Annotated in this window: 13 protein-coding genes and 3 pseudogenes; 11 read left to right on the top strand and 5 right to left on the bottom strand. The window is 71.2% G+C overall.

Annotated elements, in window-relative coordinates; translation table 11 throughout:
- Positions 1 to 3: 3 nt before the first annotated feature.
- On the bottom strand, positions 4 to 384 hold the full coding sequence (locus tag D455_RS0125585) for a hypothetical protein (protein ID WP_017573510.1): 381 nt from the start codon (positions 382 to 384) through the stop codon (positions 4 to 6).
- Between the two features lie 135 nt (positions 385 to 519).
- Here D455_RS0125585 and D455_RS0125580 point away from each other — a divergent pair, with 135 nt between their 5' ends.
- A complete protein-coding gene (locus tag D455_RS0125580) occupies positions 520 to 1215 on the top strand; it encodes an RICIN domain-containing protein (RefSeq protein ID WP_026122973.1) in 696 nt (231 codons plus the stop codon).
- A gap of 234 nt (positions 1216 to 1449) precedes the next feature.
- A pseudogene (locus tag D455_RS31700) lies at positions 1450 to 2661 on the top strand (MFS transporter); the annotation flags it as partial.
- On the opposite strand, the gene D455_RS0125570 reads toward D455_RS31700, so the two are convergent.
- Together D455_RS0125570 and D455_RS0125565 are read right to left on the bottom strand one after the other, a co-directional pair.
- Entirely contained in the window at positions 2657 to 3490 is an 834-nt protein-coding gene (locus D455_RS0125570) for an ABC transporter permease (RefSeq protein WP_017573508.1), read from the bottom strand. The pseudogene D455_RS31700 and the gene D455_RS0125570 overlap by 5 nt on opposite strands.
- Positions 3487 to 4431 carry an ABC transporter ATP-binding protein gene (locus tag D455_RS0125565; RefSeq protein ID WP_017573507.1) on the bottom strand — a complete coding sequence of 315 codons (945 nt, stop codon included), beginning with the start codon at positions 4429 to 4431 and terminating at the stop codon, positions 3487 to 3489. The genes D455_RS0125570 and D455_RS0125565 overlap by 4 nt, the downstream gene beginning before the upstream one ends.
- A gap of 310 nt (positions 4432 to 4741) precedes the next feature.
- On the opposite strand from D455_RS0125565, the gene D455_RS0125560 reads away from it, so the two are divergent.
- From D455_RS0125560 to D455_RS0125525, 8 genes are read left to right on the top strand one after another with little or no spacing between them, the layout of a single operon-like run.
- On the top strand, positions 4742 to 5518 hold the full coding sequence (locus tag D455_RS0125560) for a helix-turn-helix transcriptional regulator (RefSeq protein WP_017573506.1): 777 nt from the start codon (positions 4742 to 4744) through the stop codon (positions 5516 to 5518).
- Between the two features lie 17 nt (positions 5519 to 5535).
- Positions 5536 to 6948: a Fe-S cluster assembly protein SufB gene (gene sufB / locus D455_RS0125555; RefSeq protein ID WP_017573505.1), complete on the top strand. Its 1413-nt coding sequence runs from the start codon at positions 5536 to 5538 to the stop codon at positions 6946 to 6948.
- 1 nt (position 6949) lies between these two features.
- On the top strand, positions 6950 to 8110 hold the full coding sequence (sufD, locus tag D455_RS0125550) for a Fe-S cluster assembly protein SufD (protein WP_017573504.1): 1161 nt from the start codon (positions 6950 to 6952) through the stop codon (positions 8108 to 8110).
- The gene (locus tag D455_RS0125545) at positions 8103 to 8438 is read left to right on the top strand and encodes a non-heme iron oxygenase ferredoxin subunit (protein ID WP_017573503.1); all 336 of its coding nucleotides are present in this window, start codon (positions 8103 to 8105) and stop codon (positions 8436 to 8438) included. Before sufD ends, D455_RS0125545 begins: the two co-directional genes overlap by 8 nt.
- A gap of 8 nt (positions 8439 to 8446) precedes the next feature.
- Positions 8447 to 9208, top strand: coding sequence for a Fe-S cluster assembly ATPase SufC (gene sufC / locus D455_RS0125540; RefSeq protein ID WP_017573502.1), 762 nt, complete (start codon positions 8447 to 8449; stop codon positions 9206 to 9208).
- A gap of 3 nt (positions 9209 to 9211) precedes the next feature.
- Positions 9212 to 10513 carry a cysteine desulfurase gene (locus D455_RS0125535; RefSeq protein WP_017573501.1) on the top strand — a complete coding sequence of 434 codons (1302 nt, stop codon included), beginning with the start codon at positions 9212 to 9214 and terminating at the stop codon, positions 10511 to 10513.
- 19 nt (positions 10514 to 10532) lie between these two features.
- Positions 10533 to 11009 carry a Fe-S cluster assembly sulfur transfer protein SufU gene (gene sufU / locus D455_RS0125530; protein ID WP_017573500.1) on the top strand — a complete coding sequence of 159 codons (477 nt, stop codon included), beginning with the start codon at positions 10533 to 10535 and terminating at the stop codon, positions 11007 to 11009.
- Positions 11009 to 11377: a metal-sulfur cluster assembly factor gene (locus tag D455_RS0125525; protein WP_017573499.1), complete on the top strand. Its 369-nt coding sequence runs from the start codon at positions 11009 to 11011 to the stop codon at positions 11375 to 11377. The genes sufU and D455_RS0125525 overlap by 1 nt, the downstream gene beginning before the upstream one ends.
- A 297-nt stretch (positions 11378 to 11674) precedes the next feature.
- Here D455_RS0125525 and D455_RS33310 read toward each other — a convergent pair.
- Positions 11675 to 12097, bottom strand: a pseudogene (locus D455_RS33310) (Lrp/AsnC family transcriptional regulator); the annotation flags it as partial.
- Positions 12098 to 12155: 58 nt separating this feature from the next.
- Between D455_RS33310 and D455_RS35650 the strand changes: the two are divergent.
- Positions 12156 to 12953, top strand: a complete 798-nt coding sequence (locus tag D455_RS35650) for a pyridoxal-phosphate dependent enzyme (protein ID WP_083922448.1) — start codon at positions 12156 to 12158, stop codon at positions 12951 to 12953.
- Here D455_RS35650 and D455_RS31695 read toward each other — a convergent pair.
- Positions 12859 to 13344 (bottom strand): annotated as a pseudogene (locus tag D455_RS31695) (hypothetical protein); the annotation flags it as partial. The gene D455_RS35650 and the pseudogene D455_RS31695 overlap by 95 nt on opposite strands.

Genomic DNA, 13344 nt, shown 5'->3' with positions numbered 1-13344 from the left:
GAATCATCCTACGTTTTCGGGTGTCCTCTCCGCCTCCCCGTCGGTCGGCGTCCTCCGCCCGCCGCGTCCTCCGCCGGTCGTCCCCGGGGCCCGCGCCACGACGGCCGCCAACAGCAGCAGCCAGGCGGCCGTCGCCACCATGGGCTGGAGCAGCGTCATGACCAGTCCGTGCACCGTCTGCTCCGCCAGGCCGGTGAGGATCTGCACCCCGATCCACAGGAACGGCAACGCCGCCGCGCCCAGGTTCGTCACCAACGCGGCCCACACCAGTCCGGGCCGCGCGGGCCGCCGCCACAGCAGGAGCACCCCTCCCACGGCGAGCAGGAACGACGGGGGGCCGAGGTACCGGACCGCGATGAACCAGGGGACTCCGAACGCTTCCATGGGACGGACCCTATCGATCACGTCGCAGCGCGGGCGCCGAAGGACGAACGTGCGCGAAAGCTGCCAAGTGGTGTGAAATGGTCCGGGTCGCGAACCAACACGACCCCCATCCGCAGCCCGCTGGAGTGTCCCCTCATGTCCCGACGCCGTGCCCGCGCCTCCCGTCCCCACGAACGGTACGTACCCCGTTGGCCGCTCCTGGCCGGGGCGCTGGCACTGCTCCTGGCCGTCGTCACCGGCGGTTACACGGGAGGCCTGCTCCTGGTCGACGACGAGCAGCCCGCGGAACCGGAACTGCACATGTCCTCGGGCATCCTCGTCCAGCCCCCCGGCGCGCCCGAGGTGACGGAGGAATCCTCTCCCGAGGAGACTCCGGAGCCGGTGGTCCACCCCGCGGGACTGGACCCCGCCCTCGTCTACGCCCTCCAGAGCGTGCACGGCGGTCGCGTCATGGACGTGGTCAACAAGTCCACCGCCAACGGCGCGCCCGTCCACCTGTGGGACCGCCACGACCAGTCCAACCAGCAGTGGAGGTTCGTGCCGGTGGAGGGGGGCTTCTACGAGATCGTGGGAGTGGGCAGCAACAAGCTCCTGGAGATCCCCACGGACCCGGCCGCCCAGCCCGGCGCGTCGCTGCTCACCCGCACCGGATCCCCCCACCAGCAGTGGACGGTGGTCGAGGTCGGCCAGGGCGTGGTCCGCCTGGTCAACCGGGCCACGGGCCAGGCCCTGACGTCGCAGGGCGGCGCCCCGGACAACGGGACTCTGGTGGTCCAGGCCCCCGACGGGGGACACGCCCACCAGCAGTGGCGCCTGCTCCCCGTGGGCTGAACCCGCCCGCCCCCGCCCCGTTCCGGGCACTGTCGGACCCGCCTCGGAACGGGGCCGCCGTTAGTCTGGGGGACATGTTCCACCTCTGTGCGTAGACAGTGCTTCTCGGGGCCTCCGCCTCGCCGTGGTCCGTGTTCGTGCGCCCGAACATCCCCACCGCGAACCGCGAGCGGCCCCCTCGGTGTCCACGCACGTCCGCGGCGCCCGAGCGCCGCCTCCCCCGGGAACACCCTCATGTCCTCTCCTGTCCGGGCACCGTCCTACCGCGCCGTGCTGCGCGTCCCCGGTGCCCTGCCCTGCTTCTCCTCCGCCCTGCTGGGACGCCTGTCCTTCGGCGTCGTCTTCCTGGCACTGACCCTGGCCGTCACCGACACCACCGGTTCCTACGCGTCGGCGGGAACGGTGATGGCGCTGTTCGGCCTGACCGTCGCCGTCCTGTCGCCGCCGCGCGCCGCGCTCATCGACCGTTTCGGCCTCCGGCGCGCCCTGGTCCCCATGACGGCCGTGTACGCCCTCGCTCTGACCTGCCTGGCCGCCGCCACCTGGACACCCGGCACGGGGACGGGGCCGCTGGCCGCCCTGGCGCTGGCGGCCGGGGCGTGCGCCCCACCGCTCGGACCGGTGATGCGCACCCTGTGGAGCCACCTGGTCCGGGACCGGGAACTGCTCCAGCGCGCCTACAGCCTCGACGGCGTCGCCGAGGACCTGGTACTCCTCACCGGGCCCCTGCTCCTCGGCGCCCTCCTGACGAGCGCCCCACCGGCGCTGGGACTGGCCGTCGCCGCCGCGCTGGTCCTGTCCGGCACCGTGCTCATGGCGTTCTCGCCGCCCGCGCGCACCCTGCCCACCAGCACCGCCCGCGCCCCGTGGGCCACCGCACGGAACGTCCCCGCCCCACGTGCGCGCCAGCGCCGCGCGCCCGGTCCCCTCCTCGCCGCGGTCGCCCTCTCCTCCGCCACGGGCCTGACCCTGGGCGCCGTCTCCCTGCTCAACGTCGCCTTCGCCGGACGGCACGGCGGTGAGTCCCTGGTGGTGTGGGCCGAGACCGCGCAGGCCGTGGGCAGCGTCCTGGGCGGCCTGGCCTACGGCGCGGTCGCCTGGCGGGCCCGCCCGCGTGTCCGGATGGTCCTGTGCGGCGCCGTCCTCGGAGTCGGTACGGCCACCGCGGCCACGGCGTCGGGGATGGTCGCCCTGTGCGCGCTGCTCCTCGTCGTCGGGGTGTGCACCGCGCCGCTGCTGACCACGGCGTACCTGGTGGTCGACGAGGCGGTGGCGGCTGACCGTCGGACCCGGGCCGGAACCTGGGTCAACACGGCCTTCAACGCGGGCTCCTCGGCCGGGAGCGCCGCCGCTGGCGCGCTCATGGCCCGGACGACCCCGGACGCGGGATACCTCCTCGCGGCCCTGCCGCTCCTGGTGGTCGCCGCCGCGCTGGCGGCGGTCACTCCCAGCGGAAGAGGCGGCTGGCCAGGAGGCCGCAGACGAGGGCCCACACGGCCAGCACCGCGAACGCGCCGGCGCCCGGCGGGGAGCCGCCGGCCAGGACGGTCCGCAGCCCCGAACTGAGCGCGGTGATCGGCAGCGCCGACACCGCCTGTTCCAGCGGGCCGGGGAAGCTGCTGGTCGGGAACAGCACCCCGCCCAGGCCCAGCATGAGCACGTACACCAGGTTGGCTCCGGCCAGGGTCGCCTCGGCCCGCAGCGTTCCCGCCATCAGCAGGGCCAGCGAGCTGAACGCGGCGGTCGCCAGCAGTACCAGTGCGACCGCCGCCAGCACGCCGCCCGCCGTCACCGAGGGCGACCAGCCCAGGGCGAGGGCCACCGCGCACAGCACCACGGCCTGGATCGCCTGCACGCCCAGCACGGCCAGGGTCTTGGACGCCAACAGGCCGAAGCGGGACAGCGGGGTCGCCCCCAGACGCTTGAGGACCCCGTAGCGGCGCTCGAAACCGGTGCCGATGGCCAGGCCCGTGAACGACGTGGACATCACCGCCAGCGCCAGCACGCCGGGCGTGAGCGCGTCCACCCGAGCGCCCTCACCCACGTCCAGCACCGAGGTGAGGCTGAAGCCCACCAGCAGCAGCACGGGGATCACCATGGTCAGCAGGAACTGCTCGCCGTGGCGCAGCATCACCCGCAGCTCCATACCGGTCTGCGAGGCGACCATCCGCCACATCGGAGCGGCCCCGGGCGCGGGGGTGAACAGTGAGGCGTCGGCGGCCACGGGCGTGGCGGCGCCCGCCCGTGCCGATGCGGTGGAGGTGTACTCGCTCATTGGTCGCGCAGTTCCCGGCCGGTGATTTCGAGGAAGACGTCTTCGAGGGTACGCCGTCGCACGCGCAGGTCCTCGGCCAGGACTCCGGCCGAGGCGCACCAGGCGGTGACCGTGGCCAGGAACTCCGGGCCCGGCTCGCCGCGGTCGCCCGCGGTGACCACGTACTCGCGGCGGCCGTCGGAGGGCCCCTGGGCGTCCACCCGGCTGCCCTCGGGCAGGGCGGCCGCCAGCTGGGCGGTGTCCACCGGGGCCTCCGTGGAGAAGTACACCTCGCGGCGGTCCCCGGTCAGCTCGGTCGGGGTGCCCTCGGCGACCACGGCGCCGCGGTCGATGATGACCACGTGGTCGGACAACCGCTCGGCCTCCTCCATGTGGTGCGTGGTCAGGATCACCGCCACGCCCGCCTCGCGCAGGGCCGCCACCAGGTCCCAGGTGGCCATACGCGCCTGCGGGTCCAGGCCGGCGGTCGGCTCGTCGAGGAAGACCAGTTCCGGGCGGCCGACCACGGCGCAGGCCAGGGACAGGCGCTGCTGCTGGCCGCCGGACAGGCGGCGGAACGGCGTGGTGGCCACGGGGTTCAGGCCGAGCCGCTCCAGCAGCAGGCCGGGCTCGATCGGCCGCGCGTGGAAGGAGGCCATCAGCCGCAGCCACTCGGCGGCGCGCGCCCCCGTGGGGACGCCGCCGGACTGCGGCATCACCCCGACACGGGGCTTGAGGGCGGTGGAGTCGGCGACGGGGTCCATCCCCAGCACCCGTACCCGTCCGCCGTCGGCGCGGCGGAAACCCTCACAGATCTCGATGGTGCTGGTCTTGCCCGCGCCGTTGGGTCCGAGCAGCGCCGTCACCGAGCCTCGGCGCGCGCTGAACGTGAGGCCGGTGACTGCGGTGGTGGCGCCGTAGCGCTTGACCAGGTCGACGACCTCGACCGCGGCTGTGTCCATGGGCCCCGAGTCTACGTGCGGACCGGCGGAGCGCTTCACCGCCCCGGGAGGGGCGTGCGCGCGGCGACCGGCACGACGGTCACGTTCCGTCCGCATCCCGGTACCGCCGTCTCGGAATGTGGGCGGCCGGAATGGTTCCGGCGTCTCCCGGGGTTGTGCCTGGGGTGTCCGAAGGGTCGTGAATCCGCTGTTAGGCAAGGCTGGCCTTCGTGATAAAGGGCATGGAGTCGGGTTTGCCTCGGCGGACTTATTTACGCCACACTGATGTTGTCAAAAACAGGAGCCGCGTCCGAGAAGGGAGGGGAGACACGTGTCCAAGGCGTCCAGTGTGCCCCGCCCCCCGAACGGGCCCGAACGCGGGGCCGAGACCGGCACCCGCGCGCGGGTCGCGCGGCTCATCCTGGAGAAGGGTCCGATCACCGCCTCCGACCTCGGTGAGCGGCTCGGACTCACCCCGGCGGCCATCCGCCGCCACCTCGACAACCTGACCAGCGAGGGCATGGTCGAGGCCCGCGACGCCAGGCCCCACGGCGGACGCCGCCGCAGGGGCCGCCCCGCGCGCGTCTTCGCCATCACCGAGGCCGGACGCGACGCCTTCGTCCACGCCTACGACGACCTCGCCAGCAGCGCGCTCCGCTTCCTGGCCGAGACGGCCGGCCCCGGAGCCGTCGGCGAGTTCGCCCGCAGTCAGGTGGCCGACCTGGAGCGGCGCTACAGGCCCATGCTGGAAGCGGTTCCCGCCCAACAGCGTGTCCGTCTGCTGGCCGAGGCCCTCTCCAACGACGGCTACGCCGCCACCGCGGGCCAGGCGCCCGCACCCGGCGGCGGAGACCAGTTGTGCCAGCATCACTGTCCCGTCGCGCACGTGGCCGCGGAGTTCCCGCAACTCTGTGAGGCCGAGATCGAGGCCTTCGCGCGGCTGCTGGGCACCCCGGTGCGCAGGCTGGCCACCATCGCCCACGGCGACGGTGTGTGCACCACGCACGTCACCCCACGGGGGGACGGGGCGAGCGGGGAGAGCGGCGTCCCCGCGTCCAAGGCCATCCGCCATGCGGCGGACGGCCCAGTTCACCACAAGGACGTCTGAGTCCAGGAGGAGTCCGCGTGACGTCTATCGCGCACCCCGAACTCGAGGGGATCGGAAACTATGAGTACGGCTGGGCCGACTCCGACGCGGCCGGTGCCTCGGCCCGTCGCGGTCTGAACGAAGAGGTCGTCCGCGACATCTCCGCCAAGAAGGACGAGCCGGAGTGGATGACCAAGCTCCGCCTCAAGTCCCTTCGTCTCTTCGACAAGAAGCCCATGCCCAACTGGGGCGCGGACCTGTCCAAGATCGACTTCGACAACATCAAGTACTTCGTGCGGTCCACGGAGAAGCAGGCCACCTCCTGGGAGGACCTGCCCGAGGACATCAAGAACACCTACGACAAGCTGGGCATCCCCGAGGCGGAGAAGCAGCGTCTGGTCGCCGGTGTCGCCGCGCAGTACGAGTCCGAGGTCGTCTACCACCAGATCCGTGAGGACCTGGAGGAGCAGGGCGTCCTCTTCCTGGACACCGACACCGCGCTCAAGGAGCACCCGGAGATCTTCGAGGAGTACTTCGGCTCGGTGATCCCGCCCGGCGACAACAAGTTCGCCGCGCTCAACACCGCGGTGTGGAGCGGCGGGTCGTTCATCTACGTGCCCAAGAACGTGCACGTGGAGATCCCGCTCCAGGCCTACTTCCGGATCAACACCGAGAACATGGGCCAGTTCGAGCGGACCCTGATCATCGTCGACGAGGGCGCCTACGTCCACTACGTCGAGGGCTGCACCGCGCCGATCTACAAGACCGACTCGCTGCACTCCGCGGTCGTCGAGATCATCGTCAAGAAGAACGCCCGCTGCCGTTACACGACCATCCAGAACTGGTCGAACAACGTCTTCAACCTGGTCACCAAGCGCGCCGTCGCCGAGGAGGGCGCGACCATGGAGTGGGTCGACGGCAACATCGGCTCCCAGGTGACCATGAAGTACCCGGCCGTCTACCTGATGGGCGAGCACGCCAAGGGCGAGACCCTGTCCATCGCCTTCGCGGGCGAGGGCCAGCACCAGGACACCGGTTCCAAGATGGTGCACTGCGCGCCCAACACCTCCTCCAACATCATCTCCAAGTCGGTGGCACGCGGCGGGGGCCGCGCCTCCTACCGGGGACTGGTGCAGGTGCAGGAGGGCGCCGACCACGCCAAGTCGTCCGTCAAGTGTGACGCGCTGCTGATCGACACCGTCAGCCGGTCCGACACCTATCCCTACAACGACCTGCGCGAGGACGACGCCGAGCTCGCGCACGAGGCGACCGTCTCCAAGGTCAGCGAGGACCAGCTCTTCTACCTGATGAGCCGGGGCATGGACGAGGACGAGGCCATGGCCATGATCGTGCGCGGGTTCGTCGAGCCCATCGCGCGCGAGCTGCCCATGGAGTACGCGCTGGAACTGAACCGGCTGATCGAGCTTCAGATGGAAGGAGCGGTTGGTTAAGTTGACCAGCCCGAGCATCGAACCCAAGGCCCACAGTCACGGCCTCGGGGACATCCCGTTCTCCAAGTTGGCCACCCACGGGTCCTTCGACGTGAACGACTTCCCCGTTCCCGGCGGCCGTGAGGAGGAGTGGCGCTTCACTCCGCTGCGCCGCCTCAAGGGCCTGCACGACGGCAGCGCCGTCGCCGACGGCGCCGACGAGCTCAAGGTGGACGCCCCCGACGGCGTCACCGTCGAGACGGTCGGCCGCGACGACGCGCGGATCGGCACCGCCGGGTTCCCCGCCGACCGCGTGATCGCCCAGGCCCACACCTCCTTCGAGGAGGCCACGGTCATCACCGTCGCGCAGGGCGCGGTCCCCGAGCGGCCGATCACCGTCCAGCGCGAGGCCCAGGGCGGCACCCGCTACGACCAGTTCGTCGTCGACGTCAAGCCGCTGGCCGAGGCCGTCGTGGTCCTCAACCAGACCGGCACGGGCGTGCGCGCGGGCAGCCTGGACGTCCACGTCGGCGAGGGCGCCCGGCTGACGCTGGTCAGCCTCCAGGACTGGGACGGCGACGCCGTCGACGTCTCCCAGCACAACGCCCAGGTCGCCAAGGACGCCACGTTCAAGTCGATCGTGGTCACCCTGGGCGGCGACGTGGTCCGGCTCTCCCCGAAGGTGGCCTACAAGGGGCGCGGCGCCAACGCCGAGCTCCACGGCCTGTACTTCACCGGTGACGGCCAGCACCACGAGCACCGCTCGCTCATCGACCACAACATGTCCAACACCCGCTCGCGGGTGGAGTACAAGGGCGCGCTGAGCGGCAAGGACGCCCACGGTGTGTGGATCGGTGACGTGATCATCGGCGAGGGCACCACCGGTACCGACTCCTACGAGCACAACCGCAACCTCCAGCTCACCGACGACACCCGCGTGGACTCGGTGCCCAACCTGGAGATCTTCACCGGTGAGGTGGAGGGCGCCGGGCACGCCGCCGCCAGCGGACGCCTCGACGACATCCACCTGTTCTACCTGCGCTCCCGGGGGATCCCGGAGGACGAGGCCCGGCGCCTGGTCATCCGCGGCTACTTCCTGGAGCTCATCAACCGGATCCCGGTCGAGGGGCTGCGCGAGGAGATCATGGCCAAGGTCGAGCGCAAGCTGGCAGAGCATGAGTGAGACGGGTCGCTGGGTGAAGGTCGCCGAACTCGACGAGATCCCCGAGGAGGGGGTCCTGGGGGTCGAGACCGACGACGAGACGCCCGTCGCCCTGGTGCGCAGCGAGGGCCAGGTGTACGCGGTGCGGGACGTGTGCTCGCACGCCGAGGTCCGCCTCTCCGAGGGCGAGGTCGAGGACGGCACCATCGAGTGCTGGCTGCACGGCTCCTGCTTCGACCTGGGCTCGGGTGCGCCGATCAACCCGCCCGCGACCCAGCCGGTCCCCACCTACGACGTGAAGATCGACGGCGACGACGTGCTCGTGTCGCTGGATGAGAAGAATTCCTGAGGCCTGAAATGACGAAGTTCGAAATCCGCGGTCTGCGCGCCGACGTCCTCATCGGTGAGGACGAGCGGCAGGAGATCCTCAAGGGCGTTGACCTGACCATCAACTCCGGTGAGACCCACGCCATCATGGGCCCCAACGGCTCGGGCAAGTCCACCCTCGCCTACGCGATCGCGGGCCACCCGCGCTACGAGATCACCGAGGGCGAGGTCCTCGTCGACGGCGAGAACATCCTGGAGATGAGCGTCGACGAGCGCGCCCGCGCCGGCGTGTTCCTGGCCATGCAGTACCCGGTCGAGGTTCCGGGCGTGTCCATGTCCAACTTCCTGCGCAGCTCCGTCACCGCGGTGCGCGGCGAGGCCCCCAAGCTCCGTCAGTTCTCCAAGGAGCTCCAGGGCGCGATGAAGGACCTGTCCATCGACTCGGCCTTCGCCGCCCGCGGCGTCAACGAGGGTTTCTCCGGCGGTGAGAAGAAGCGCCACGAGATCCTCCAGCTGGAGCTGCTCAAGCCCAAGGTCGCCATCCTGGACGAGACCGACTCCGGTCTGGACGTCGACGCGCTCAAGGTCGTCTCCGAGGGCGTCAACCGCGCCAAGGCGAGCGGTGAGATGGGCGTCATGCTCATCACGCACTACACCCGGATCCTCAACTACGTGAAGCCCGACTTCGTGCACGTCTTCGCCAACGGTCGCGTCGCCGAGTCCGGCGGCCCCGAGCTGGCCGACCTGCTGGAGTCCGAGGGCTACGAGCGTTTCGTGAAGGCGGGCGCGTAACCGATGACCACTGTCCGCGAGTTCGGTCGGGCCGGGACGGGCCCGCTTGACGTCGCGGCGATCCGGGAGGACTTCCCGATCCTCTCCCGGACCGTCCGTGACGGGCGTCCGCTGGTGTACCTCGACTCCGGGGCCACCTCGCAGAAGCCCCGTCAGGTGCTCGACGCCGAGCGTGAGTTCTACGAACGCCACAACGCGGCGGTGCACCGTGGCGCGCACCAGCTCGCGGAGGAGGCGACCGACGCCTACGAGGCGGCCCGGGAGACCATCGCCCGGTTCATCGGGGCCGACGCCGGGGAGGTGGTGTTCACCAAGAACGCCACCGAGGGCGTCAACCTGGTGGCCTACGCGCTGAGCAACGCCGCGACCGCCGAGGAGGAGCTGGGCCGCTTCCGGGTGGGCCCCGGTGACGAGGTCGTGGTGACCGAGATGGAGCACCACGCCAACCTGGTGCCCTGGCAGCAGCTGTGCCAGCGCACCGGCGCGACGCTGCGCTGGTTCCCGGTGACCGAGGAGGGCCGTCTGGACCTCTCCGGCATCGGGGACCTGGTCAACGAGCGAACCAAGGTGGTGGCGTTCTCCCACCAGTCCAACGTGCTGGGCACGGTGAACCCGGTCCGCGCCATCGTCGACCGGGCCCGTGCGGTCGGGGCGCTGACGGTGCTGGACGCCTGCCAGTCGGTTCCGCACATGCCGGTCGACGTGACCGACCTGGGCGTGGACTTCCTGGTCTTCTCCGGGCACAAGATGCTCGGTCCCAACGGGATCGGTGTGCTGTGGGGGCGCCGGGAGCTGCTGGAGGCCATCCCGCCGTTCATCACCGGCGGGTCCATGATCGGCGTGGTCCACATGGAGTACTCCACGTGGGCCGACCCGCCCCAGCGGTTCGAGGCGGGCGTGCCGATGGCACCGCAGGCGGTCGGCCTGGGCGCGGCCTGTGACTACCTGTCCCAGGTGGGCATGGACCGGGTGGCCGAGCACGAGCACGCACTCACCGAGTACGCGCTCAAGCGGGTCGGCGCCATCGAGGGCGTGCGGATCGTCGGCCCCACGGAGGCGGTCGACCGCGGCGGCGCGGTGTCCTTCGTCGTGGACGACATCCACCCGCACGACCTGGGCCAGGTGCTCGACGACCGGGGCGTGGAGGTCCGCGTGGGCCACCACTGCGCCTGGCCGCTGCACCGCAAGCTCGGTATCGTCGCGACCACGCGCGCGTCCTTCTACCTCTACAACACGCTGGAGGACGTGGACGCGCTCGTGGAGGCCATCAGGGCCGCGCAGAAGTTCTTCGGAACCCGGCCCTAGAGCGAGGAACAGCCTGACCATGCAGTTGGACGCGATGTACCAGGAGATCATCCTGGACCACTACCGCAACCCGCATCACAAGGGCCTGCGGGACCCGCACAACGCCGAGGCGCATCACATCAACCCCACCTGCGGGGACGAGGTGACACTCCGGGTGGCGCTGACCCCCGCCGAGGGATCCGACGCGCTCGACGACGGCGCCGTCATCAGCGACGTCTCCTACGACGGTATGGGCTGCTCGATCAGCCAGGCCAGCACCTCGGTGCTGACCGACCTGCTCATCGGCAGGACCGTCGCCGAGGGTATGACCACCCTGGACGCCTTCACCGAGCTGATGCAGTCCAAGGGCAGGGGCGAGCCCGACGAGGACGTCCTGGAGGACGCCGTGGCGTTCGCCGGGGTGTCCAAGTACCCCGCGCGGATCAAGTGCGCCCTGTTGGGATGGATGGCCTGGAAGGACGCGGTGTCGCAGTCCCTGGAGAAGGAAGCCGTCTGATGAGCGAGAACGAGACGACAACGACCGAGGCGGCCGAGGCCGCTCCCCTCTCCCCGGAGGCGGAGGCGCTGGCCGAGGAGATCAGCGAGGCGCTCAAGGACGTGATCGACCCCGAGCTGGGCGTGAACGTCGTCGACCTGGGCCTGCTGTACGGGGTGAACGCCGACGACACGACCATCACGCTGGACATGACCCTGACCAGCGCGGCGTGCCCCCTGACCGACGTGATCGAGGACCAGGCCACCAGCGCCCTGGACGAGTTCGAGCGCGACGTCAAGATCAACTGGGTCTGGATGCCGCCGTGGGGTCCGGACAAGATCACCGAAGACGGGCGTGACCAGCTGCGTATGCTGGGCTTCAACGTCTGACACGTACGCGTGGGGCGGGCCGGGATCCCTTCGGGACCCGGCCCGCCTTCGTGTGTCCGGGCGTGCGCCGCCGGGCGGCACGGGGTGTGTCGGCACAGGACGCCGCAGGCGGTCGGGGCGGTCGCCTCCACCGCCGTGCCCACCGGCCCGGGCAGGGGCCCGTGTCCGGAAACGTTCCCGGTCGCCGAGCTGGGGGCCGGTGCCGGGCAGGGACACCGTGAGCCCGGCCTTGACGGTCTCGAAGGACGGCAGGGTCTCGTACCGGTGGACCCGGCCCCGCTGGACGAACAGGCGCTGGGAGAGGGCGCGGTTCTCGGCGATGTCCGCGCAGACCAGCACCACCACGTAGTCCCACTGGCCCACGATCGTGTAGCACTGCTGTACGGAGGGCTCCGCGCGCATGCGCGCCCGGAACGCGGCGTGGTGCTCGGGGTCGTCGTCGGCCAGCGCGACCAGGACGACGGAGACCAGGTCGGCACCCACCGCGCGTGGTTCCACGACCGCCACCTGTGCCCTGACCACCCCGTTCCTGTGCAGCCGCGTCAGGCGGCGCTGGACGGCGCTCGGTGACAGGCCCGCACGGTCGCCCAGCTCGTGCAGCGGACGTGCCGCGTCAGCCTGGACCAGGCCGAGCAGAAGATGGTCGATCTCGTCGAGGGCAGGTCGTCTTCGCACGCGACAATCTTGCGTGCGAGCGGGAGAATCCACGATCGCCGCCATCGCCATCGCTCCTACGGTGGTGCCGACCGCCCACCTCGACCAGGGGAGCGCGCACGCCATGACGACCGAGACCACCGGTGCCGAGGACCTGAGTCCGGACCGGATCGCCGAAGCCGCCAGGACCATCGACCCGGTCTTCCTCGACAGCCCCCAGTACGTGGAGGAACAGCTCGCGGCGGAGCTGGGGCGTCCGGTGCTGACCAAGATCGAGTTCCTCAACCCGCTGCGCAGCTTCAAGGGGCGCGGAGCCGACTTCCTCGTCCGCGACCTCCCCGCGGGCGGGACCGTGGTGTGCGCGTCCGGTGGCGCCAACTTCGGTCAGGCGATCGCCTACGCCGCACGACGCCACGGCCTGCGCGCCGACGTGTTCGTCCCAGCCGACGCCTCCCGACGCGGGGTGAAGCGCGTCCCTGACGCCCCGGTGGGGCGCCCCGGACCTTCCTCGGGCTCCCTCGTCGAGGACCCCCCGACCAGGGGCACCGCCGGGGAGAGCTCCGCCTGGTGCGGCGGCCGGAGAGGTTCACCGCTTCCGCCTCGTCCGCCGCGACCGTGTACTCGTACCGAGTCTCGACGCCTTGCCGTCAAGCGGCTGTCGCAACGAGGAACTTGCCGAGGGCCTCGGCCGGGACGGCCCAGCCCGGGGTCTGACGGGGACGGCCGTCGAGTTCGGCGGCCACCCCGTCCAACGCCTCCTGCGGCCGGTCACGAAAGTCCGTGGTGGGAGCACTCCGGTCACACCGGCAGCGCATCCGGCCAGGACACTAGTGCGCGGCGAACAGCCCCGCGCGCAGTTCCGCGGCGATGTCGTTGTCACCCCGCATGGCCAGCAGGTCGACCAGCGACTGGGGGTCGGTGAACGACTCGTCGTCGCTGTCGGTGATGCGCCGCGAGAGGATCCTCAGGGCCTCCTCGGTGGAGGCGGGCGCGGTGTATCCGCTCAGGTGCAGGGCCCTGGCGGCGGGGGAGTGGTTGCTCAGGTCGGCGGCGGGCAGCTTGCGCGCGTCCAGACGGTCGCCCGCCACGGTGATGAACACGCGGTCACCGGGCTGGGCGGCCTGACGGCGCAGCAGGGGACGCAGGGAGTCGAACGCGGGCTGGTCGCGCCAGACCAGGACCAGCAGGTCCGCCCCCGGAGCGGTCAGGCACAGCAGACGGCCGGGCTGGAGTCCCAGGTGGGTGGCGTAGCCGGTGGGGACGGCCACGGGGGCGCCGTTGAGGTGGTCGGCGGTGATGTCGATGCGGTGCCA

It is taken from the genome of Nocardiopsis halotolerans DSM 44410 (genome assembly GCF_000341065.1).
In the GTDB taxonomy this organism is placed as follows: domain Bacteria; phylum Actinomycetota; class Actinomycetes; order Streptosporangiales; family Streptosporangiaceae; genus Nocardiopsis; species Nocardiopsis halotolerans.
Note: the sequence above shows the minus strand (reverse complement) of the source record. Positions and strands in the feature narration are given on the sequence as shown.

Bases quoted from the DNA above. Each gene is read 5' to 3' on its own strand.
- D455_RS0125585 (WP_017573510.1), bottom strand. From the start codon at position 384: ATGGAAGCGTTCGGAGTCCCCTGGTTCATCGCGGTCCGGTACCTCGGC.
- D455_RS0125580 (WP_026122973.1), top strand. From the start codon at position 520: ATGTCCCGACGCCGTGCCCGCGCCTCCCGTCCCCACGAACGGTACGTA.
- D455_RS0125570 (WP_017573508.1), bottom strand. From the start codon at position 3,490: ATGAGCGAGTACACCTCCACCGCATCGGCACGGGCGGGCGCCGCCACG.
- D455_RS0125565 (WP_017573507.1), bottom strand. From the start codon at position 4,431: ATGGACACAGCCGCGGTCGAGGTCGTCGACCTGGTCAAGCGCTACGGC.
- D455_RS0125545 (WP_017573503.1), top strand. From the start codon at position 8,103: ATGAGTGAGACGGGTCGCTGGGTGAAGGTCGCCGAACTCGACGAGATC.
- sufC (WP_017573502.1), top strand. From the start codon at position 8,447: ATGACGAAGTTCGAAATCCGCGGTCTGCGCGCCGACGTCCTCATCGGT.
- D455_RS0125535 (WP_017573501.1), top strand. From the start codon at position 9,212: ATGACCACTGTCCGCGAGTTCGGTCGGGCCGGGACGGGCCCGCTTGAC.
- sufU (WP_017573500.1), top strand. From the start codon at position 10,533: ATGCAGTTGGACGCGATGTACCAGGAGATCATCCTGGACCACTACCGC.
- D455_RS0125525 (WP_017573499.1), top strand. From the start codon at position 11,009: ATGAGCGAGAACGAGACGACAACGACCGAGGCGGCCGAGGCCGCTCCC.
- D455_RS35650 (WP_083922448.1), top strand. From the start codon at position 12,156: ATGACGACCGAGACCACCGGTGCCGAGGACCTGAGTCCGGACCGGATC.